Here is a 22,928-nt window from a genome sequence, read left to right as displayed (position 1 = left end):
GGAATCAAAAGTATTAATTATTTTTCTTACTCTACCACTTCAAACGACAAGCCTTTGTAATGCGATTCTAAAATAACAATACGTCCGTCAATAACGCCAAATATCGTTTTCCCCTTAGCATGACTTTGATACATAGTTCCATCTTTTGCCCTTAAATAATGTAAGGACTCAAATATAAATTCGGCTGATTGCCCAGAATCGTCAACCTTAATATCTTCAACAATAGGTTCTTCTCTATCTAACTTGAGAGGGCAAGCGGCCATTGCATCTTTAATTGATGTAATCGCTTCATCAAAATTTTGTTCTTCTACCGACTCTACTCCACTAATTAATGAGTAGTTAAAAAATTTAGTATTTTTAAAGTAAAATTTTGTTGATGCTTTAAAATCACAATTACTGGCTGCTTTTGCAAGTTTATCGTTAATTTCATTAATTTGTGAGGCTGTAATAACCAATGAAGCATTGGATGAATATGATGCTAACAGCATAATAACTCCCAATAGCCTTAAAAGTATGTTTGCCATATGTTTCCTTCCTAATTATGAATTAAGGTTGTCATATTATAATAAATTCCCGTTTATGAGAGCTTTAACTATAAAGTTTACAATGAAAATATCACTTCTCCACTTTTCATAAAAAAATGAATTATCGCACTTAAAATAAGAGATATGAGACCAATACTACGAGCCTTCCAACCAGTAATGTTATGCCCTCTTTTATATGAGGGCTTCTCTGTCAAAAGTGTATTGACACCTTTTTTTCCTGCTTCGAATTGGAATGAAATACTTCCTCTAACTAAAGCATTTATCCCAAAAAGAAAAAACAGGAAAAACGCTATATCCGATTCATAAAAATTCATTTACTTCTATTCTTATTGTTTTTAAAAAACAAATAAATACTACCTATAAAAGGGCAAAGCAAAGCAATAATAAAAAACTTAATAGTTTCGAATGTATCATATTCTTGTCTTTTATATATTAAATAACCTAGCGGATAAATACTAACTAGTATTGTAATAACCCAAAAGAAAATACCAAGATATCTAGAGTTATCATTTGCATTTACTCCACCAGTAACAGCAATAGAATACAAAATAATTGCTCCTAAAACTAACACCCAAGTAAGTATCAAATTTTTCCATATCGTCAAAATAACTACCCCTTTAATTAAGCTTGCTAGTATCAACTTCTACTTCGACCTTTATTAAGCCAATATGTCCACCAACTTTCACCTTTCCGCTATTATCAACAGAAGTATTACCAGCATTTAGTGTGCCTGTGGCTTTCGCACCTTCTGTTTTGGTGGTCATTGTACCATTTTGAGGTTGAACCAGTGCTTCAGCCTTACCAAGTTGCACTTTACCAGTCATTGAGCCTGTAGAGTCACTAGCATTTAAACCTGCATCAGCACTAAACTCAATACCTTGAGCTGCTTTATCAGTAGTCATCACGCTTGATACCGCAACAGAGCCACCAGCGTCAAATGAACCAACTCCAGGAACATTTTGAGTTTTCACTTGTAAGCCCGCCCCCATACCAACTTTAACCGTTGTTGCATCGACTATTCCACTTTTAGGTATGCTTTCACGTAAACCTTGAACATTTTGAACCATGCCTTGAGGGTTATACGAACTCATACCTGTAGGATCTGTATATTTATATGGATTATTATTCGCATACGCATATCTATTAAAGCTATGTACATCACGATATCCGATAGGATCATTCGAATAAAAACGACCTATGACTGGATCATAGTATCGTGCCTGCATATAACTCAGGCCCAAATCAGCATCATATTTATGACCGGTATAACCTACGTCATCACGCTTCTGTTCGATTTCTTCACCAAAGGCTTTGTAATGTGAAAGCGTAACGATTTGTCCTGCACTATTGGTTTCTGCAACCGGTGAGCCTAATAAATCGCTGTGTACAAATGTCACTCCCGCAACCGCAATGCTACTGGGAAATAATATCAACATCGCTAAAATTTGTAATAGATTTTTCATAGCTCGATACCACCGCCTGATACTTTGCACGTTATTGTGAGTGATTTAGACACCTTCGTCGTTAGTCCCGTCGAATTATCTGTGATGATTGCCCCAACGGTACCCGTTTTACTTTCACTTACATTACGACAGTAGTAACTGAACGTTTTTGGGCTAACCCCACCCGTATTGTTGAAAATCGAATGGCCTGTGTAATACCATTCGGTTTCGCACCCCTTAGGACAACTTTTGCTTAAGGTTAGGGTGATTGATGCAGTACCAGACCCCGTCTTAGTGGTTTGGCATGAACTTGGGTTACAGGTCATGCTGGCCGTTGGCGCTGAAAGTGCGGCCGTGTTTGTATTTCCAGTACCATCCTTTGCAATAAGCTTGTCGTTCATAAAGACAAAAAGATAATGATGATACCTCCTATAGTAAAAATCATTAGGCTAACTATTTCGCTGGTTATAGACAACGAACTCAACCGCCAAATAGGCTCATTTGGCGTGTCTTCAGAGCTAAAGTCACATCGGGTTCGATAGTCATGCCCCCCAAAGTCGGCCTCGCCAGAGGTCGTATCGCGTTGAAAGTCAGATGTAGTGGTCGCTGGCCATAAGTATGAACCATGGTTCAGCTATCAAATACCCATAAAAAAATGCAGCCAATTGGCTGCATTTAATATTCATCACAACGATACCTCTGTAAGAAGTCTCTGTTAATTAGCCTAAGTCCATCATCATGCTACGGCTACGTACCAAAGTTTGAAAGGCTTGTAGTTGTTTTTGTGGTAATACTTTAGCTTCTGCAATTTTGGCTTTCATCGCATCAACTGGATGGCCATTAACAATATATTCATAATGTAAGTGAGGACCCGTTGAAGCTCCAGTATTACCCGATAATCCAATCAACTGACCTCGTTTTACCCGTTGACCACGTTTAACCAAAAATTTTGACAAATGCAGGTAACGAGTACGTACCTTATTATCATGCTCAATGACAATATAGTTACCCGCAAAAGCATGCTTCTTCACCAGTGTCACGACACCATCACCAGGCGCGACCACTTGAGTTCCTACTGGAACAGCAAAGTCAGTACCATTATGAGGACGAACACGCCCCGTGATTGGGTGTTTACGATTAGGATTAAAACGAGAGCTTAAACGATACTGTCTTTTTAAGGGAATACGTTGAAAAGCCGGAGTTAAACTCTGGCCATTCATGTCGTAATAGTTGCCATCAGTATTTTGAAACGCTGTAATGTCGCGACGCCCAGTATTAATACGAATACCTTCTATTGAGGTGATCCCTGATGGTTCTCCTTCAACAAACTGATCATTGACTAATACAGAGAAAGTATCACCGGCACGTAACTCACGAGAAAAGTTTAATTTAGTCTTTAATACTGATTCAACTTTTTGAATTTCAGCGGCGCTTAAGCCAGCATTTTTAGCTGAGACATAAAAAGAACCGTTGATTTCGCCACCGACAATGCGATTTTGCCAAACACCATCAATATTAATGTCTTTTACTTCATAGCTACCATCTTGAAAACGGGTAAAAACCACTTGATGTGCAGGATTAAAATACAGTTCTAACTTTTCTAACTCACCGTTAGCATTGCCCCAAAATTGGATACGGTTGCCCGGCAATAATGTATCTAAAGCCAGAACCTCTAAATCGGCTTCAAGTACTTTATACATAGTGCGTTGGTCTATTCCCGCTAATTCGAAGATTTTACTTAAGGTATCTCCGCTTTCGATCACGTGATTTAAAATCGGTTTAGCTTGATAAACAATTACAGGTGATTGATCTTGTTGAGCAATATGTGGCAATAAAGAATCGATATCGATTGCCACTGGAATACGTTGTGATGAAAACTCTTGTTGTGTTGGCCATAATAATGCAGCCCCGACAACAAACACACTTGCTAGCAATATTTTCTTGTGCAAGTTTGGCAAGTTCAACGAACTTACATCAGGCCTTTGGAAGCCCATAATCTTACTTATTAGCAATGTCTAATCCACCCTAAAAGATGACGCTTATATTTATTGTTTTTCTTTTACTGCAAATTGTTATTGCGATATTGAGGATAAAGTCAGTTAACGCTATGCCTTCATGGCTTTTTATCATCCATATGACCCAATATTTGACTTTTTACGTCTGGCTAAAAAGCTTAAAACACCGACTTTTGCAGTCAAATTGCATATCAACGCTCTTTTATATCAAAAAATAATCATAATACAAATATAAAATGTCATTTAATTCATAATTAATTTGTACTCGATTACAGTAATCACGGGAGTTAGCGGTAAATCAACTTCCGTTGACAGCAAATTCATTTTGTAATTTGCTAATGCCCAGCCCATTCATTTTATTCACTTTCACTTGCACGTTGATCCGCTCTTTCATCGCTTCAACGTGGCTAATCACACCGATCATTTTACCTGATGCATTTAAGTTATCTAATGCATCTAAAGCGGTATCTAGCGTTTGGCTGTCTAAAGTACCAAAGCCTTCATCTAAAAACAGTGAGTCAATGCTCGTTTTATGACTAACAAGGTCTGATAACGCCAAGGCAAGCGCTAAACTAACAAGAAAGCTTTCTCCACCAGACAAGGTTCGAGTGTCTCTCACTGCATCACCTTGCCAAGTATCAAGCACTTGTAATTCTAATGCATCTGACTCTTTGCGCTCCAATAAATAGCGCCCCTGTAAACGTTCAAGTTGCCTGTTCGCCAATGCCACTAAATGATCTAAAGTGAGGCCTTGGGCAAATTTACGGAACTTATCACCTTTTTGTGAACCTATTAACGAATGTAAATAAGCTAAGTCATCGTAATCTTGCTGCATTCGCGCCTGTTCGGCTAACAATTGCTGCTGCCCGACTCGTTTGGTGGCATCTTGTTCTAACTCAAGGCTTATACGCCAAACAGTTTGCTTGTCTTGTTGGAGTTTGGTTTCTATAGTTTGATGTTGCTGCGCAATCTCAGCATGTTGAGCAGCATTGTATCCTTGTTGCTCCCCAAGCTGCATAAGCTCGGTTTGTCGCATTAAGGCTTGCTCCGTTATGGTGTTAGCTTTAACAATGTCGTTATCAAGTTGCAGTTTAAGTTGCTGCAATGCCTGTCTTTCTTGTGGTGTTAATATCGCTTGTTCAAACGCTTGTTGATCGGCAAATGGACTGGCTTGCAACGCTGTTTGCCACTGACTTTGCAGTTGCTGACATTCTTGACTGGCTTCACTCGCTTGCGTCATCAACGATTGTTGTTGTACTTGCAAACTGGCCAGTTGTTTGTCTGCCGCTTGTAACTGCTGTTGAATGACATCAAAAGCTTGTTGAGCCTGTTCCAATTGATCTTGGCTGAGCTGTTTTTCATCTTCAATCACTTTATCGGCAAACAATGCTTGGCGTTGTTGTTGCACAGCTCTTAGCTGCGTATTGGCTTTATCAACTTGCTCGCTAACCGAAGTTAGTTGAGCACTAAACGCAGCAACTTGTAACTGGTTTGTCGCCAATTTTTCGGCTGTAATACTCAATTGCTGTTGATTATCGGTAGCTTGCTGCTGCGCCTGACTCCACTGTTCAAGTTGTTGCTGTAATTCATTTAGCCACACTATGGCTTGCTCAATTGATGGTGGCGTTAGTCCGGTGGCAGTAATTTGTGTTTCAAGTGCGGTGATTAATTGAGTTTGCTGCCCACTAACGGTGTCAATTTGTTGTTGATAATTGAGTAATCCTTGTTGCAAATTATCAAGCTGTTGCTGCAATAAACCTTGTTGATTTACGTGTTTGGCGAGAGTCTGCTCAGCTTGCGCAAACGACTGTTGATGCTGATGCACGTTTTTTTGACATTGGTTAAGCAGGCTTATGGTCGTGGCTAATTGTTGCTGTTTGGATTCTGCCTGAGCCATAAATGTGTTTAAGGCATCTTGTTGCGCTAGGTCTAATCTCAGGGTGACAGACAACAACTGAGTCTGCTGCTGCCATTGTTGTTGTGTGTCATGCAAATCGATTTGAACTTGGCTCAGTTGCTTAAGCGAATTGTCATAGTTCACTTGCAATGCTGTTTGCTGATTTTTAAGCTGCTCACCTTGCTGTTTAATCGCATCAAGTTCGGCTTGTAATTGCTGTGCTCGTTGTTCAGTAGCTGACACATTCAGCGCTTCATAACGCTCAACTAATGGATGCTCGGTGGAGCCACACAAAGCACAAGGTTCACCGGCTTTGAGTTTGGCGCGTTCTAAGGTTAAATTGGCAATGTGTTGCTCTTGTTGCAGAATGGTTTGTACATCTTTAACCTGCTGATTTTTTTCACTCCATTGGGTTCTCACTACACTAAGTGACTCTGCCAGTGCCTGTAATTCAATCTTAAATTGCCCCGACTCAGTGGTTAACTGTTGGCATTGCTGTTGTTGGCGAGCAAACTGACTAAACAGTTGGCTTAATTGATAACGCCCAGCTTGTTGGTCAAGCAACTGTTGATAATCACTATTCAGTTGCGACTCTTCTTGGCCAGCCAATAATTCCCTTAATACTTGTTGGCTATCGGATAACTTCACTGTCGCTTGAGTCAGTGCCACTTGTCCTTGAGTTACCTGAGGAACAACATCTGTTAATCTGCTTTGAGTTTGCTTAATGCTGTCTTGCTGAAGTGCGATTTGACTATGGGTTTGGCTGATCTGCTGATTTAATTGAATTGCCTGATTGTATTGGGTTTGCCAAGCGGCAAACTTTTTAGCCACTTCTTGACCTTGTGGTAAACTTTCTAGCTGCTGCTGGATCTGTTGTTTAGCCAATGTCAGGCTCTGTTGCTGGGTCAATAACTGTTGCTGTTTTTCTGCAGCCTGTTGTTGCTGCTGTTCGGTTTGCTGCTGGGTTAATTTGACTTGAGACAACTGATAATTCAACTGGTTTATTTGTTGATCTAATGGCTGCACTTGTTGGTCAATTAAACTCAGCAGGGTTTTATGAGCTTGGCTGACTTGTTCAACCTGTAGCTGACTTTGGCTTTGCTTGTGTTTATGGTTTTGCAACTCGACTTCAGCTTGGCCGGTTTGTTGACTTAACTGATCAATTTGCGTTGTTAATATTTGAACTTTTTGCTGCACTTTTTGTTGTTGTTCAAATAAAGGCAATATTTGCTGTGCGGGTTCACTGTGTTCAAGTTGAATTAATGCATCACGGTGTTGCTGCTGACGAGATAACGCCTGTTGCTGTTCATCATTAGCTTTAGTTAACAACTGTTGGGCTTGTTGGATATTGTCTGCCCACGCAATAAATTGGCTTAACTCAGACAATTGTTGCTGTTGGTGCACTATTGCTTGATTAAGTTGTTCAATCTGTTGTTGTTGTGCCACTAGTTGTTGTTGATCGAGTAATTCAACGCTACCAAGCTTTGCCTCTAACACCTTCAAATTGGTTTTAGCATCACTAAAGTTTTGGTGTACTTTCGCTGAAATTAACCCATAAATTTCAGTGCCTGTGAGCTCTTCTAATAATTCTGCTCTATCATTGGCATCGGCATTTAAAAAGGCCGCAAATTGTCCTTGGGACAACATCATCGACTTGGTGAAACGGGCAAAATCAAGCCCAGTGATTTGTTCAATTAATTCTGTTTTACGCTTGATTTGGCTAGCAAGAATTTTGCCATCACTGAGTATGGCTAACTCTACTTGCGCATCTTGTAAATTGCCGTCGGCTTTATCACGCGAGCGGCGCTGACTCCAAAATGCGCGATAGGCAACACCTTTAACTTCAAATTCAACTTCGGCTAAACATTCTGCGGTGCCACGGGTCATTAATTCATTGGTGGTTTTAGAGATATTACTTAATCGCGGGGTGCGGTGATAAAGCGCTAAACAAATCGCATCCAGAATGGTTGTTTTGCCAGATCCTGTTGGGCCAGTTATAGCAAATAAACCATTTTCGGCAAAAGGAGATTGAGTAAAATCAATTTTCCATTCATTTTTAAGCGAGTTAATGTTTTTAAAACGAAGGCTTAATATTTTCATGATTGCTCACCTTCCGCCATATCGTCTGTTATTACTTCAGTGCTGGTTTCAGTACTCATTGCGATGAGATCTTCCTCGTCGGCGTTATGGGTCATGGTTTCTTGCAGCACATGGCTAGCGGCAGTTTCTTGGGTATGTCGCTCAGCCTCAACATCGGAAACTACTTGGCTAAAGCATTGTTTAATGCGAGTTAACTGCGCTTGTTGTGCCTCGGTATCAAATTGCTCTTGGGCTAAACGACGAGCAAATACATCATTGACGCTGAGTTCAGATAAGGTTTCATTATCGAGCTGTTTAATGTGCTGTTGCCGCTGACTGCGGGCTCGTTTTAATTGCAATACTTCAACCGCTTTATCTTGGGTCATATCGGCAATGCGCGATTGCAAATCAGATAAATAATCTTGTTGAGACACTTCAATGCTTAACCAGGTCATTGAGGTCGTTTCTGTTTGTGGAGCAAATGCCTTCAATTGTTGCTCGATACTGTCTAGGTCACCTTTTACAACTTGCATAGGCTGAAACATTGGCACCATTAATGGCGTCACTTGGCTAAGCTTTGTATCAGCAAACTCAACTAAGAACACTGATTTATTAGCTTCGTTATGAGTTGACAACTCATCAAAGCTAAGCGCAATTGGCGAGCCGCTGTAACGGATATGTTCAGATTTTGCCACCACTTGTGGCCGATGAATATGCCCTAATGCTATGTAATTTGCCGCAGGGAAATGGGCTGCATTAAAAGCATCTAAACTGCCAATATAGATATCACGCACTGACTCTGATGTACTGGCACCCACTGTGGTTAAATGACCTGTTGCTATAATGGGCACTGGCGTTGAAAATGTACTATTGAGTTGCTCCGCTTGCTCAAAACAGCGCTGATATAACTCGCTAATGGCATCACCAAGTTTACGTTGTTTATCAACAGACGATTCGCCCGACTCACTGAGGACGACATCGCGAGGACGAAGAAAAGGTAAACCACACAATATCGCCCCAACCTCACCTTGGCGATTGAGTAACGGCATAACATGCTCATTAACATTATCGAATGCCCCTGGAATAACAGTGGTGTTAAGACAGGCTAATAAGTGCCTCGATTCGTTTAGCGTCGAGACTGAATCATGATTGCCACCTAATATGATGAGTTGGCAGCCAGTTTGCTGAATTTGAACAATAAATTGATTATATAACGCACGGGCGTAACTTGGTGGCGTACCCGTATCGAAAATATCACCCGCGACAATAAGGGCATCAACTTGATGGAGCGTTATTTGCTCAAGTAACCATGCCATAAAAGCTTGGTGCTCAGCTGCGCGGCTTTTACCATAAAAATATTGGCCAAGATGCCAATCTGATGTGTGAATAATGCGCATAACATCCCTTTGAATGAGAAAAATCAAAAAACACAATAATGGTGTTTCTAAAATTAAATTATCACTTTTACGATTACATATACTGCGACCACAATAATTTACCGCTCATACCCAATGACATAACCACTACTAACGGTTTAATAATTTTAACCCCTTTAGTAACCACTAAGCGTGAGCCTAACGTCGCCCCAATCGATTGCCCCACCAGCATAATCAAACCTAATACCACCACCACTTGACCACCAATTAAAAAGAAAATTAATGAGGCTATATTCGTCGCAAAGTTTAATAACTTAGCATGTGCTGTCGCCTTAGCTAAGCCAAAGCCAGCCAGAGATACAAACGCTAGCGCGAAAAAGCTGCCAGTGCCAGGACCGAAAAAACCATCATACAAACCAACACCTAATGCTGCGGTAAAGGCAAATACGCTTGGGGTGAGCACTTGTTGGCGATCGAGTTCACTGATTTTTTTAGAAAACAGAAAGTAACAACCTATGGCTAAAATCAAAAATGGCAAAACCACTTCTAGTAATTTAGCATCTATCATTTGCACCAATATGGTACCAATTGCCGCGCCAATAAATGCACATAACAAGGATAATTTTATACTGCGTAAATCAACTAAGCCATTACGCACAAAATATAAACTGGCAAAGAAACTACCACCACACGCTTGTAACTTATTAGTTCCTAATGCCGCAGCAGGAGGTAAGCCCGCCCACATTAATGCCGGAATGGTCAGTAAACCGCCCCCGCCTGCTATTGAGTCAATAAAACCAGCAATCAAGGCAACAGCAAATAACACAACAGCGAGTTGGAGCGTGAGTTCAAACATGGAGGCTCTCGTATATAACAATAAACGTGAAGTCAGTAAGACATTAGGCAAGGCGTTATTAGACATTCTTTAACGTCAGAATACAAAATGTTATCGGTAATTTATTCCAATTAGCTTAATTAACCACAACTTGCGCTAATAAGCAGTTACCAAAAAGTCTATTGTTCGGGTATCTATCTGAACATCGATTGGTATTTACACCTCACTATCACTTTGCTGCTCATTGAGTCATTGATATAGTAGCTAACTCAATGGAAATTTGGCAAAAGGTTTTATTATGATGGTGATTACTGGCGCGAGTAGCGGCCTAGGTGCTGCACTGACCCAATTGTACGCTGCAGAAAACCGTCCACTGCTGATCACTGGTCGCAGTGAGCAAAAATTAGCTGATGTTATGGCTCAGCTAACCCCTTCACAGCAAAACAACGTCCATACTCACACAGCAGATTTATGTGTGACTGAAGATGTCAGTCAGTTATTTTCGCGTTTATCAACGCCGCCAAGTAGTGTCATTCATTGTGCTGGCAGTGGTTATTTTGGCCCAATAGAACAGCAAACTCCGCAGGCTATTAATCAGTTGATCGACAATAATCTTACTTCAAGCATTCTGGTGTTGCGTGAGCTTGTTAGTCGTTATCGTGACCATAAGGTCAATGTGGTCGTGGTGATGTCAACCGCAGCGCAAGCAGGCAAAGCTAATGAGTCGACTTATTGCGCGGTTAAATGGGCTGTTAAGGGCTTGGTTGAATCTCTAAGACTTGAACTGAAAGGCTGCCCAATGAAGTTGATTGCTGTATACCCAGGAGGAATGGCGACAGACTTTTGGCAAACCAGTGGTAAAGACATTGATACATCAAACTTTATGACGGCAAAAGAAGCCGCCTTAATGCTTAAACAAGCTTTAATCGCTACTGAACATGGGTATGTCTCTGACATTACTATCAACCGAGGTTAATATTCCATGGCTAGTTAACCTCAAATCGAGGGAATGGCTTATTAATCCGAATTGAAGTTAGTGATTTTTTTTGAATGATATTTTATTTGGGTAACAACGGTTTGGTTGACCAATACCAGCAATATATCCACCCAGCAGGGGCAAAAATGAGGTTTAACACAATAGCGTAAAAACCAACCAAGGGTAAATTAGTGGTTTTTCCCTTGGCAAACTTTAAAGTAAAGTACACCACGACTAAGGTTAAAACGAAAATAATTTGGCCAATTAATGTTGCATTTAACGCCATGATTTCACCCGTTAACCATCAAACCCGTTATGCTGAAATAGCAACGACGTTAAGCTGATGATACATCTCATATTAGATTATTGATAAGGCTACTACAATGTGTAAAAAAGTCATCGAAATACTGGCGTCGATTAGTATTATTCTGTCCTTATCAGCTTGCGCTGAATTAAAACAGACTGGCAAAGATATCGGTCACACTACAAAAAAAGTAACTACTGCAATCGGTCACGGGACGCGCGATACCGTTAAAGCCATTGGTCATGAAACCAAAGAAGTCATTAATGAGATAAAAGAAAGCGATTAATACTGCGATAGTTTTTATTGTACATATCTCAAAAAATAAAGGCCGTTAATGCAGAGCATCAACGGCCTTTATTATGCAAATATGATTTTAGTGATGACAATGCTCGGTGCATTCATGATCATCATCTTCATCTGCAAACTCACCATCATCGGCTTGATTTTGCATCACGCCCCAACCGTCAGAAATACCGTCAAACTCTTTGGCAAAAGTATTCAATTCTATTTCTTTGGCAACAAGGGCTGCATATTCAGGCACCATCTGGAGACAAACAATCACTTCCCACTTAGTACTTTCTTCTTCAAAGTTAAGCTCAAGCTCACCTTGAATGTCTGTTTGACTCAATGCTTCTAATGCAGACTCAGCATCACGTTGGTCATCAAACACTAAAAAGAAATCGACTTCAAGTGATTGCGTTAAATCAATACCGGCTTCAGCCATTGCAGCCAACATTTGGCCATTGTCATCATCTGGGAATTGCATTTATAAATCCTTTACTGAGCAGGAACAATTTCAATGTTTGCGCCATTGAACGAAATAAGATCGCCAACAACACACTTTTTACGTTTACGAGTATCAACTTCACCATTAACGGTAACTTGACCTTCGGTGATAACATGCTTTGCTTCGCCACCGCCGTTCACTAAACCTTGTACTTTTAATACTTTGTACAGTTCTACGAATTCATCACCTTGAAGTAATGCAAACGCTTGAGTTTCAGTCGTCACAATAATTGCCTTTTAATCAAAATATGTCGGTTATTATAGCCTATGCCAGTTTAGCAAGCATCAAGCATTTTGAATGGACTATCAAACCTATATTGAAATCCTAACTGTTGGCTGATTAACTGACCGTCGATAATTTTGCTTGGTTGTTGCAGTTGATTAAACTGTGGCGCAATTAACTCAAGATGCTGAGTGGCCGCGGTATAAAATACATCTCGAGTAGGATGTTCATTAGCGGCAAGATTATAAATGGGTAAAGTATCCGTTCGAGAAAGGATTAAGCTAACGGCTGCAACACAGTCATCTAAATGCACCAGATTAACCGCAACATTGGCACCACTAACATCCGTTTTTCCAGCAAAAAAACGTCCGGGATGACGCTTAGGACCAATTAAACCCGAAAATCGTACAATACAACTATTTTCCATAGCAGAAAATATAGCCTCAGCTTGCAATAATGTTTCACTGGTTTCATTGAACGCCACGGCATTTTGTTCGGTGACAGTTTGGTCTAATGACGGATAAACACCTGTAGTGCTGATGAAAATCACTTTTTGATATTGGCGATCACCCATCAAACTTTTCAACTGAATTAGATAATCAAGATAGTCAGTTTGACCACGCTTTAGTCCTGGCGGTATATTTATCACGATGGCATCGGCATCGAATAACGCTGAATTTTTTGCTTTAATAGTCACATTGGCCAAATCTAATTGATAAGCCTCAATACCCGCTTGCTGTAATGGGGTTAAATCATCAGGATGACGTTTTGACGCTTTAACCTGAAATCCTTGTTTAACTAACTGTTTGGCTAGCGGAAAACCAAACCAACCGCATCCTATAAGGGTAATTGTGTTCATGTATTCTCAATGTGGCAAAGTTAAGTATTAATGATTAAAGTTATTGAAATAAAAGCTGATAGGACTATTGGCCTGTAATGTTTTTATGGCGCCTTCAGTTAATTCATCTAACTTCACAACTTCTTCAACTTGGACATCTTCATTAATTAAAAAACGAAAACTAGGCTCTGCACCACTAACATGACAAGACCAAACATGGGGCTGCTTAACATCAACAGTGGTCATCATGACTTTGGCAATATTGCCATCGGTTAAACGCACAATAGCACCGGGTGGGTAAATACCTAATATTTTGACCAGTACCGAAATTAATTTATCACTGTGTTTACTGCTATGATTTTTAAACAGAATGCCTAATGCAATTTGTGGGGTCTGGTATTGTTGTAATAAGGTTTCGTAGTCATTAGCTAATGACACAATCTGGGTAGTGAGTAGAATTTTGGCTTCGCTCAAATGATCAGGAAAACCACTACCATCAATAAACTCATGGTGATGTAATACAATATCTAACATGGCTTCAGGAAATAGCCCTGTTCGGTTAAGCATGTCATAGCCAAAATTAGGGTGCATTTTTAAAAAGTTGTTCTCGTGGTCGGTTAACTCACCCCGCTTACGTCTGATAGCCTCTGGCACCTTGAGCTTACCAATATCATGAAACAAACTGCCTAATGCAATATCACGAACCTCTTTTTTGGAAAGTGATAATGTGTGGGCTATCATCATACCAAGTACTGCTACTGAAATACCATGCTGAGTCACACTCACATCAGTCTCGCCACTACCCACTAAAGTCAAATGAGGGGTTTCACTTTCATATAAACTATCCACTAAATCTTCAACTAAGGTGGCAGCTTCGCGATAGGCGCCTTCAGGATCACTGACGACTTTGCCAAATACTGTTCGGCTATCGTTAACTGATTTAACAAAACGTTGTTGACTCACTCGCATACTTTTTTTGGCTAATGTACGAGAGTCAACTTCTTGCTTAACGACGTCTTCAGTTTGTTCAGTTTCAATATGGTCATCAATTTTTGGCAATAAATCATGGCCACTAATTAAGTAAACAAATGACACATCAAGACCTTTAATCATCTCGATTTGAACTTGTTTTTCAAGTTTAACTTTACTGCGAAAAAAAGGATGTTTTGTCCATGACAAAGGCAGCTTAACGGTTAACCCGATAACCATTTGCGAAACAGGTATTTTTGTTAATTCTGCTTTAGCCAAAGTATTGTCCCTTTTCACATTAGTCGTGCTATGGCTGAGATGGTAATGCCATTCTTGCACAAAAATCTAAGTCTATAGCGCGATGTTTATGAATGTCTTACATTTTCATTTTTTATTGTTGGGTAAATATAGTGCATTTATACCAAGACGTATATTATTTAGTACCTTACTTGAGACAATCATCATTGTTAGGAGGCATTTCAACTTGTTCAGCAGGATCATTCCCCGTCCAGTCAGCAAAGTAATAATATAACCGCTTCGATTTGAACACATAAATAATTGACCAAAAAAGAAACAATGCATCAATCGAATAGCCTACTTTAAACAGAAAATCATCGTGCATCATCCGTTGGAATAAAAATAACCCATCAATAATGAGTAATATCCATAAAAACCAGCGACTACGCTTAAACAGAGGTATGAATATTGGCCAACTACGTTTACGCTCGGCAATAATAAGTCCATAAATCAACAAAGCACCGACACCAGCGACCAAGGCCAATATAAAATCGCCTTTTTCAGGATAAAATAATCGCACTAAACCGGCACGGTCGTTAAACTGGGTTAAGGATGCAATAAAAATACACCATCCACGAGCTAAAAAAACCAGCATTAAATACAAAAATAATGGGGGCTTTATATGACCGTGATCATCAAGCCAAGTAATATTACTAAAGTTCACAAAATACTCTTATCGGCGGCTACAAGTATAAATAAAACATAAATATCAATTCTATTCGTTTGATGCATTCAACAAATCCAACAAACCTTGTTCATCAAGGACTTTAATACCCAACGCTTCTGCTTTTGCAAGCTTAGACCCTGCGGCCTCACCCGCTACAACACAATCAGTATTTTTGGACACGCTGCCAGCCACTTTTGCCCCTAACGCCTGTAAGCGTGCTTTGGCGTCATTACGATTAAGTTGCGTCAATGTGCCGGTTAACACCCAAGTTTGGCCTTTAAGGCTTAATTGTGATTCATCAGCTTGTTCAACGACAGGCCAATTGATTCCCGCTTCAAGCAGTTGCTCAATCACCTCAATATTATGTGGTTGAGCAAAGAATAACGTAATGTGCTTTGCAACAATCTCGCCAACATCTGCCACTTCAAGTAACTGCTCGATGCTGGCATTACGGATCCGTTCAAAATCGCCAAAGTGTTGCGCTAAGTTAGCTGCTGTTGCCTCGCCAACCTCACGAATACCTAAGCTATATAAAAAACGAGCCAAGGTAGTGGTTTTAGCATATTCAATTGCCGCAACTATATTGGTCGCTGACTTCATAGCCATCCGATCTAACATAGTAATAGAAGATGCCGTGAGCTTAAATAAGTCTGCAGGGGTTTTAACCAATTCTTTATCAATTAATTGCTCGACAATTTTGTCTCCCATTCCGTCTATATTTAATGCTTTACGGGAGGCAAAATGCTTAATTGCTTCTTTACGTTGTGCTTCACAAAATAATCCGCCACTGCAACGTGCTGTAGCTTCGCCTTCTATGCGCTCGACTGTACTTTGGCAAACAGGGCAATGATCTGGGAAGACAATATCTTGGGCATCATCTGGGCGCTTTTCTGGAACGACTGCAACAATTTGTGGAATGACATCTCCGGCACGACGAATAATGACAGTGTCGCCAATCTTAACGCCGAGACGCTCTATTTCATCAGCATTGTGCAAGGTTGCATTCGATACAGTTACACCGCCAACAAAAACGGGTTTAAGGCGGGCTACAGGTGTTACCGCTCCGGTTCTACCTACCTGAAAATCAACCGACTCTAATAAGGTCATTTCTTCTTGCGCGGGAAATTTGTAGGCGATAGCCCATCTTGGCGCTTTGGCAACAAACCCTAGAGTTTGTTGCTTAGCAATATCATTGACTTTTATTACCACACCATCAATTTCATATTCAAGCGCACTGCGTCTGGCCATAATATCTGCATAATACGCATAGACTTGCTCTAATGAATCAGTCACTTTTACTTCACTGCTGACTGGGATCCCCCATTGTTTTAATTGAGTCAACTGGCCAAAATGAGTATCTTGCATTGGCTGTGATTCGCCTTCTACCACGCCTAATGCATAAGCATAAAACCCTAACGCGCGTGAGGCAGTAATTCTACTGTCGAGTTGACGCAAGCTACCTGCTGCGGCATTACGAGGATTAACAAACACCTTGTCACCTTTACCGATTTGACGCTGATTTAACGCTTCAAATGCTGCTTTAGGCATAATGACTTCACCACGCACTTCGACTAAATCTGGAAATCCTCCACCACGTAATTTAAGCGGAATAGATCGGATAGTACGCACATTTTCAGTAATGTCTTCACCGACATTGCCATCACCTCGTGTCGCTGCGCGTTCAAGAATACCTAAACGATAGGTTATGCTCACAGCTAGGCCATCGAGTTTAGGTTCGCAAACATATTTAACACTGCCAACTTTATCTGTTACGCGTTTATTAAATGCTGCAAAATCAGCTTGTTCAAAAGCATTGTCGAGGCTTAACATCGGCTTAAGGTGAGTAATTTGGGCAAATTTTTGCAATGCCATGCCACCCACTCTTTGGGTCGGTGAATCCGCAGATTTAAATTGCGGATAATCATGTTCAAGTGCCGTTAAGCGTTTTATTAATCTATCGTATTCAGCATCGGGTATCGACGGAGCATCATCAACATAATAACGAATATTATGCAGGTTAATTGTGTCTGTTAGTTGATCCATTTCAGTTTGAATAGCGTGCATTGTGATATCCGTCATACGAGTTAGAACTATGATTTTATTAAAATAAAGTGCTAGAACAATTAAGGCCGCTGCTGCGGCCTTAATGAATATAGTAACCTACGCTGCATTCAGTCGTCGTAGATAGTCTTTTTTAATTTCTTCGGACCAAGGTTGACGTTGTCCGTCTAATAATTCAGCACCAAGATCCTCTGCTATTTGATATGCTGAGTTAAGCATAATAGTGAAATTCATTAACGGATCACCATAACAAGGTAGTGTCATAAACAACACCACACCTTGAGTCTCAAACTGTTCCATATTATCGGGATCAAACACACCAGGCTTAAGCATGTTAGCAACCGAAAATAACACCTTGCCAGTACCGGCATTGTCAATGTGACGATGGAAAATATCCATATCTCCAAACTTAAAGTGAAGAGACAATAAACTTGGCAATAGTTCTGCACCTTGAACTTGTTCACCAGCTTTAGCGACTACATGAAGCACCAAGACATCTGTTGGTTCAACGGGTTCATTTTCAATTGACACTTCCGGCTCTGCGGTTTCAGCTGGCTTAGCCGATTCCATAGTAACCGTTTTTTGTGGTTCATTCTTTGGCGAAGATACCGCAGAATAAGCGCTTGCTGTAACACCAGAGTAACTGGTTAACGGACCGCGAGTGGTTGAAGCATTAACGATTTTTTTTGGAGTGTTCATAGACGCATGAGAATGATTGCTAGGTGTTGGAGCTTGAATATCTTCTTCGTCTTCAATAAATAATGTTTGTTGAGTCGGTTGCGTCGTTTTAGTTGGCTGAGTCGCTCCCGGTTTAGTCAATGAGTCTTTTGATGAAGTATGAGATAAAGTAGGTTCAACATGAGTTGTTGGAGCCGATTCTGATGTATCATGGTTTTTTAAGGTGGATTTGATCGCAGGTTCGTCAACATCACCAGCTTTACGTACTCGTACTGCACCAATACCATCTGCGTCAAAACCTTCTGAGTCTCGACGTTGAGCTTGGTCTTTGTAAAATCCGGCCATCGGACTCTGCTTAGTTGATTTAGGTTGTTGTTTACGAATCGACCAAAAACCGTGCACTAACACCGCAATAATTGCAATTGCGCCTAATACGAACAACACCAGTTGTAGATCTTTCATTAGATTCCCTGTTTTCCTAATTTATACCGCGTCAACCATAGCAACAGCAGCTTCAATATCCACTGCCACTATTCTTGAAACGCCCGGTTCATACATAGTAACGCCAATAAGTTGATCTGCCATTTCCATGGTAATTTTATTATGACTAATATAAATAAATTGCACACTTTGTGACATTTCTTTTAATAAACGACAAAAACGCTCAACATTGGCGTCATCCAAAGGTGCATCTACTTCATCTAGCATACAAAAAGGTGCTGGATTGAGTCTAAAAATAGCAAAAACCAATGATAAAGCGGTTAACGCTTTTTCTCCACCACTAAGTAAATGTATGCTGCTATTCTTTTTACCTGGTGGCTGCGCCATGATGGTAACACCCGTTTCGAGCAGATCATCATCGGTTAACGCCAAATAAGCCTTACCGCCACCAAAGACTTTAGGAAATAGCAATCCTAAATCGTGATTTACCGTTTCAAATGTGGCCTTAAAACGGCTGCGTGTTTCTTTATCTATCTTACGGATAGCGTCTTCTAAAATTGCTAACCCTTTATTTAAGTCGTCATCTTGGCTGTCTAAATAGGCTTTTCGTTCTCGTTGCGATTCAAACTCTTCAATAGCGGCAAGGTTAATAGCCCCCAAACGTACAATTTTTTGTTTTACTTTATCAAGCTGTTGCGACCATTCGCTTACCGAAGCTTGCGCAGGTATGTCTGCTATCACGTGTTGCAACTGAATTTGCTGCTCTTGCAACAATTGCAACTGCGCATTCGCCTGCCCTTTTAAGCCCTCACGACGTAACTTTAACGTGCTTATCGTTTGAGTCAAGTCCTGTAACACCACAAGCTGTTGTTTTTGCATCAATACTGAACTGTCTAAACTGGTTTGCAACTCAGCTTGTTGACCTCTATTTTGTTGCAATTGCTGTTGTAAGGCTTGCTGTAGCTCAAGTGCATGGGTTAGCTGCGCTGATAATTGGGCTAACTGTTGCTCACCACGTTGTTGTTGATTATCTTGCAATTGTTGTTGTAACTTAGCGTACTGGCTTGATAATTCAATCTGTTTTTCAGTTTGCTGCTGTAATTGTTGCTGACTTAATGCTTGTTGAGTAGCGTGTTGCTGCAACCGCGCGTTTTGCTGAGTTAACGTCACGGCTGCTTCAGAGCGTTTGGTCTTGGTTTCGCGAAGTTTAGCTTGGCTATTTTGCCAAGCATGTTGCGCGACTTCATGTTGATTAATAGCGGTAGACAGTGTCTCTTCTTGAGTCATTACCTGCGACTCGTATGCCTCTATCTGCATTTTCTTATGGCTATAAGCCTGTTCAAGCTTGGATAGCGTATCATTACACCGTTGTTGTTTTTGTCGTTTATCAGCATTTTGCTGGGACAGACTAGCCACTTCAGATTGCGATTTAGTTTGGCTTATTTGCAATTGATGACACGCTTGTTGAAATTGACCTAATGCTAATTGGTGCGATGCAGCTTGTTGAGTAGCATCGGTTAATTGCTGTTGCGCCACAATCAGTTTACGTTCAAGTTCACTCAATTGAGTGGTTAACTCAATACGCTCTTGACTAAGTACAATGGCAGATTGGCCTGCCTGGGTGTGATTTAACACAAAACCATGACCCACTAAGTACCCTTCTTGGGTTGCAATGTATTGATCGTTATTTAGCTGTGGTAGTTGCTGCTTTGCCTGATCTAAGCTTTCAGCCCACACCACTGACTTAAGCCATGGAGCAAGATTAACCTTAGTACTCAGGGCAATATGATTAACTTGTTGTGATTGAGGTATAAAGCCTATGTTGGTTTGTTCAACGGGAATAATATCAGCGGTTAATACCGGCAATTGACTTAGCCCGTGTAGCACCATATCAACAGCTTTCTCCCAACCCGGCTTAACCTCAACCACTTGCCATAACTGTTGCCCTTCGGACTGAATATGACCTGCAAGTAATTCATCTATCAACTGTAAGCGTGAATGGCGATGAGTTAGGGTTTGCTTAATAGTTTGATAGTCTTCACGGCATTGTTCAACAACTCGTTGCGCATTCTCCAACAGTTGTTCTTGTTGCTGCTGTTGCTGTTTCGTGCTGGTTAGTTGCTTATCTATGTCAATCAGTTGTGTTTGAGCATCAGACAGCTGAGTTTGATTATCTTGCTGATCTAGCGCCGCTAGGTCTTGAGTCACCTGTTGTTTTTGACGTTCATCTTGCTGCAAACTTTGTTGTTGATGACTTAAGCTCGATTGCGACAAAGCCAATTGCATTTTATTTGCCGCTAGTGTTTCTGCATATTGAGTTAATTGCCATTGTTGATCGTCGCAAGCGTCTTCGATCACACTCAACTGCTCATCAATCAATGCTAAAGCCTCTTCAGCTTGTTCGCATTCAGGATTGAGAACATCCGCTTGAGCGACCAATGTTTGATAGGTTTGGGTTAAGCTGGCAATAGTCTGCTCTGCAGCACTCAACTGTTGTTGAATCACATTTATTTGTTGTTGTAACTGCGAGTCTTGTTGCTGTTGGTGCTGAAGTTGTTGCTCTAACTTGGTAATGTTATTACCGGTTAAATAATACTGCTCAACTAGTTTGTGTTCAGCATCACTTAACTCGGCAAGTTGTTGTTTAAGCTGAGTCACACTGGTATCGGCATGAAGCGATGTGGTTTGCAGTTGTTGTGCTTGAGTCTCTAATGCCACGGCTTCAATATCGAGCTTGTCGGTTTGACTTAGCAACTCTTGATAACGCATCACTAGCAACTGGCTATGTAACAGACGTTCACTACTTTTTAATTCGCGATACTGTAAAGCCGCTTTAGCTTGTTGGGATAATTTATCAAGTTGTGCGCCTAATTCGACCCTAATATCATTTAAACGCTCAAGATTTTCACGGGTATGACGGATTCGATTCTCAGTTTCACGGCGGCGCTCTTTATAGCGCGATATGCCGGCAGCCTCTTCAATAAACACCCGTAAGTCTTGGGGTTTAGACTCGATTAAACGTGAAATAGTGCCCTGTTCAATAATGGCATAGCTACGAGGACCAAGGCCTGTTCCCATGAATAAGTCGGTAATATCTTTACGACGGCATTTTTGGCCGTTTAAAAAATAAGTTGATTCACTTTCTCGGTTAACTTGGCGTTTAACTGAAATCTCTTGATAACTGGCATATTGACCAGCAAGCCTGCCTTGGGTATTTTCGAATACGAGTTCAACACCTGCAACAGAAATGGGTTTACGCGCCGATGAACCGTTAAAAATAACATCGGTCATCGAATTGCCACGCAAATTCTTTGCTGAACTTTCACCCAGCACCCAACGCACGGCATCAATCACATTGGATTTTCCGCAGCCATTAGGGCCGATAATCGCTGATAAAGCATTATCAAATGGGATTTTAGTTGGGTCTACAAACGACTTAAATCCAGCAAGTTTTATTTGTTTTAATCTCATGTTGCCAGTTCAGGTACGCATTAAAAGGAAAAAGCAGCTCACTTTATCAATTGAGCTGCATTTTGTAACGATTTTTATCCTGTTGATACAGTTTATCACTTGTTTTATTGTCTTTGGCTAGTCAAAATCGAAGCTATGAGTCACAAAGTAGGCGGGTTATATGGTAAACAACTCTCAGACCGTTAAAAAAAGCGGTGTAAATTATTTTCTTCAAGGCTTTCAATTAATTAAAAAACCGGGTTTACGTTCATTTGTGTTTATCCCTTTAATGATCAATTTAGTGCTGTTTGCCGGCGCAATGTATTTAGCGTTGGGTCAACTGACAGAACTCTTCGATTGGATGAATGGCCAACTACCCAACTACTTAAGTTGGTTACATTTTTTATTATGGCCATTAGCGGTGTTAACCATGCTAGTGGTGATGTCATTTATATTCAGCTCGGTAATGAACTGGTTGGCAGCACCCTTTAATGGTTTGTTAGCCGAAAAAGTTGAGCAATATTTAACGGGGAAAAACTTAAATACTGGCACGTCTATGGATATGGTCAAAGATTTGCCTCGTGTATTAGGTCGTGAATGGACAAAACTGAAATACTACTTACCTAGAGCATTGATATTTTTGGTGTTGTTTTGGGTTCCGGTGATAGGTCAAACAGCTGCACCTATTTTATGGTTTTTATTTACCGCATGGATGATGGCGATTCAATATTGTGATTATCCATTTGATAACCATAAAGTCAGCTTTGATGATATGAAATTTGCCCTTAAAAACACCAAAGGGTCGAGTTACAGTTTTGGTGCGGCCGTGACATTGTTTTCAATGATCCCCATCGTTAACTTTATCGTTATGCCAGTAGCGATTTGCGGGGCAACCTCGATGTGGGTTGATAAATACCGTGAAGCCTACAAAAACCCAATGATTGCACCTGATTAATTATTTAGGTTCGCCATTATCAAAAAAGCCCGATCAGTGTATTGGGCTTTTTTATACTCACTCAACATTCTGTAACAATTTAGATACATTCACA

General features: G+C 40.6%; 20 protein-coding genes. 3 read left to right on the top strand and 17 right to left on the bottom strand.

Features of this window, described 5'->3' with window-relative positions:
- Positions 1–26 precede the first annotated feature (26 nt).
- From FH971_RS07525 to FH971_RS07490, 8 genes are all read right to left on the bottom strand, one after another.
- Positions 27–524: a hypothetical protein gene (locus tag FH971_RS07525; protein ID WP_140233893.1), complete on the bottom strand. Its 498-nt coding sequence runs from the start codon at positions 522–524 to the stop codon at positions 27–29.
- A gap of 331 nt (positions 525–855) precedes the next feature.
- Positions 856–1,149, bottom strand: coding sequence for a hypothetical protein (locus FH971_RS07520; protein ID WP_140233892.1), 294 nt, complete (start codon positions 1,147–1,149; stop codon positions 856–858).
- A 13-nt stretch (positions 1,150–1,162) separates the two neighbouring features.
- Positions 1,163–2,008 carry an RHS repeat-associated core domain-containing protein gene (locus tag FH971_RS07515; RefSeq protein WP_140233891.1) on the bottom strand — a complete coding sequence of 282 codons (846 nt, stop codon included), beginning with the start codon at positions 2,006–2,008 and terminating at the stop codon, positions 1,163–1,165.
- A complete protein-coding gene (locus FH971_RS07510; protein ID WP_140233890.1) occupies positions 2,005–2,388 on the bottom strand; it encodes a hypothetical protein in 384 nt (127 codons plus the stop codon). The genes FH971_RS07515 and FH971_RS07510 overlap by 4 nt, the downstream gene beginning before the upstream one ends.
- Positions 2,389–2,706: 318 nt before the next feature.
- The gene (locus FH971_RS07505) at positions 2,707–3,981 is read right to left on the bottom strand and encodes a peptidoglycan DD-metalloendopeptidase family protein (protein ID WP_140235543.1); all 1,275 of its coding nucleotides are present in this window, start codon (positions 3,979–3,981) and stop codon (positions 2,707–2,709) included.
- Positions 3,982–4,300: 319 nt separating this feature from the next.
- Complete coding sequence (locus tag FH971_RS07500) at positions 4,301–7,999, bottom strand: AAA family ATPase (RefSeq protein ID WP_140233889.1); 3,699 nt, start codon at positions 7,997–7,999, stop codon at positions 4,301–4,303.
- Complete coding sequence (gene sbcD / locus FH971_RS07495; RefSeq protein WP_140233888.1) at positions 7,996–9,375, bottom strand: exonuclease subunit SbcD; 1,380 nt, start codon at positions 9,373–9,375, stop codon at positions 7,996–7,998. Before sbcD ends, FH971_RS07500 begins: the two co-directional genes overlap by 4 nt.
- 73 nt (positions 9,376–9,448) lie before the next feature.
- A complete protein-coding gene (locus tag FH971_RS07490; RefSeq protein WP_140233887.1) occupies positions 9,449–10,210 on the bottom strand; it encodes a TSUP family transporter in 762 nt (253 codons plus the stop codon).
- 277 nt (positions 10,211–10,487) lie between these two features.
- Between FH971_RS07490 and FH971_RS07485 the strand changes: the two genes are divergently transcribed.
- Entirely contained in the window at positions 10,488–11,165 is a 678-nt protein-coding gene (locus FH971_RS07485) for an SDR family NAD(P)-dependent oxidoreductase (protein ID WP_140233886.1), read from the top strand.
- An 82-nt stretch (positions 11,166–11,247) separates the two neighbouring features.
- Here the strand turns inward: FH971_RS07485 and FH971_RS07480 are convergent, their stop codons facing one another.
- Positions 11,248–11,451: a hypothetical protein gene (locus FH971_RS07480; RefSeq protein ID WP_140233885.1), complete on the bottom strand. Its 204-nt coding sequence runs from the start codon at positions 11,449–11,451 to the stop codon at positions 11,248–11,250.
- 97 nt (positions 11,452–11,548) lie between these two features.
- On the opposite strand from FH971_RS07480, the gene FH971_RS07475 reads away from it, so the two are divergent.
- Positions 11,549–11,755, top strand: coding sequence for a hypothetical protein (locus FH971_RS07475; protein ID WP_140233884.1), 207 nt, complete (start codon positions 11,549–11,551; stop codon positions 11,753–11,755).
- An 87-nt stretch (positions 11,756–11,842) separates the two neighbouring features.
- Here the strand turns inward: FH971_RS07475 and FH971_RS07470 are convergent, their stop codons facing one another.
- The 8 genes from FH971_RS07470 to smc form a co-directional block, all read right to left on the bottom strand.
- On the bottom strand, positions 11,843–12,235 hold the full coding sequence (locus FH971_RS07470; RefSeq protein WP_137221373.1) for a ribonuclease E inhibitor RraB: 393 nt from the start codon (positions 12,233–12,235) through the stop codon (positions 11,843–11,845).
- 11 nt (positions 12,236–12,246) lie between these two features.
- A complete protein-coding gene (locus FH971_RS07465) occupies positions 12,247–12,480 on the bottom strand; it encodes an RNA-binding S4 domain-containing protein (RefSeq protein ID WP_140233883.1) in 234 nt (77 codons plus the stop codon).
- A 50-nt stretch (positions 12,481–12,530) separates the two neighbouring features.
- On the bottom strand, positions 12,531–13,337 hold the full coding sequence (locus FH971_RS07460) for an SDR family oxidoreductase (RefSeq protein ID WP_140233882.1): 807 nt from the start codon (positions 13,335–13,337) through the stop codon (positions 12,531–12,533).
- A gap of 27 nt (positions 13,338–13,364) precedes the next feature.
- The gene (locus FH971_RS07455; protein ID WP_140233881.1) at positions 13,365–14,564 is read right to left on the bottom strand and encodes a cyclic di-GMP phosphodiesterase; all 1,200 of its coding nucleotides are present in this window, start codon (positions 14,562–14,564) and stop codon (positions 13,365–13,367) included.
- 166 nt (positions 14,565–14,730) lie between these two features.
- Positions 14,731–15,246 (bottom strand): DUF2919 domain-containing protein, encoded by a 516-nt coding sequence (locus FH971_RS07450; RefSeq protein WP_140233880.1) that lies wholly within the window; start codon positions 15,244–15,246, stop codon positions 14,731–14,733.
- A gap of 51 nt (positions 15,247–15,297) precedes the next feature.
- A complete protein-coding gene (gene ligA / locus FH971_RS07445) occupies positions 15,298–17,313 on the bottom strand; it encodes an NAD-dependent DNA ligase LigA (RefSeq protein WP_420853471.1) in 2,016 nt (671 codons plus the stop codon).
- A 96-nt stretch (positions 17,314–17,409) separates the two neighbouring features.
- Entirely contained in the window at positions 17,410–18,450 is a 1,041-nt protein-coding gene (gene zipA, locus FH971_RS07440) for a cell division protein ZipA (protein WP_140233878.1), read from the bottom strand.
- A 21-nt stretch (positions 18,451–18,471) separates the two neighbouring features.
- The gene (gene smc, locus FH971_RS07435) at positions 18,472–21,900 is read right to left on the bottom strand and encodes a chromosome segregation protein SMC (RefSeq protein WP_140233877.1); all 3,429 of its coding nucleotides are present in this window, start codon (positions 21,898–21,900) and stop codon (positions 18,472–18,474) included.
- 160 nt (positions 21,901–22,060) lie between these two features.
- Between smc and cysZ the strand changes: the two genes are divergently transcribed.
- Complete coding sequence (gene cysZ / locus FH971_RS07430) at positions 22,061–22,834, top strand: sulfate transporter CysZ (protein ID WP_137221390.1); 774 nt, start codon at positions 22,061–22,063, stop codon at positions 22,832–22,834.
- The last annotated feature ends 94 nt before the right edge of the window (positions 22,835–22,928 follow it).

Origin of the sequence: Shewanella polaris (genome assembly GCF_006385555.1) — a bacterium.
Lineage (GTDB): Bacteria > Pseudomonadota > Gammaproteobacteria > Enterobacterales > Shewanellaceae > Shewanella > Shewanella polaris.
Note: the sequence above shows the minus strand (reverse complement) of the source record. Positions and strands in the feature narration are given on the sequence as shown.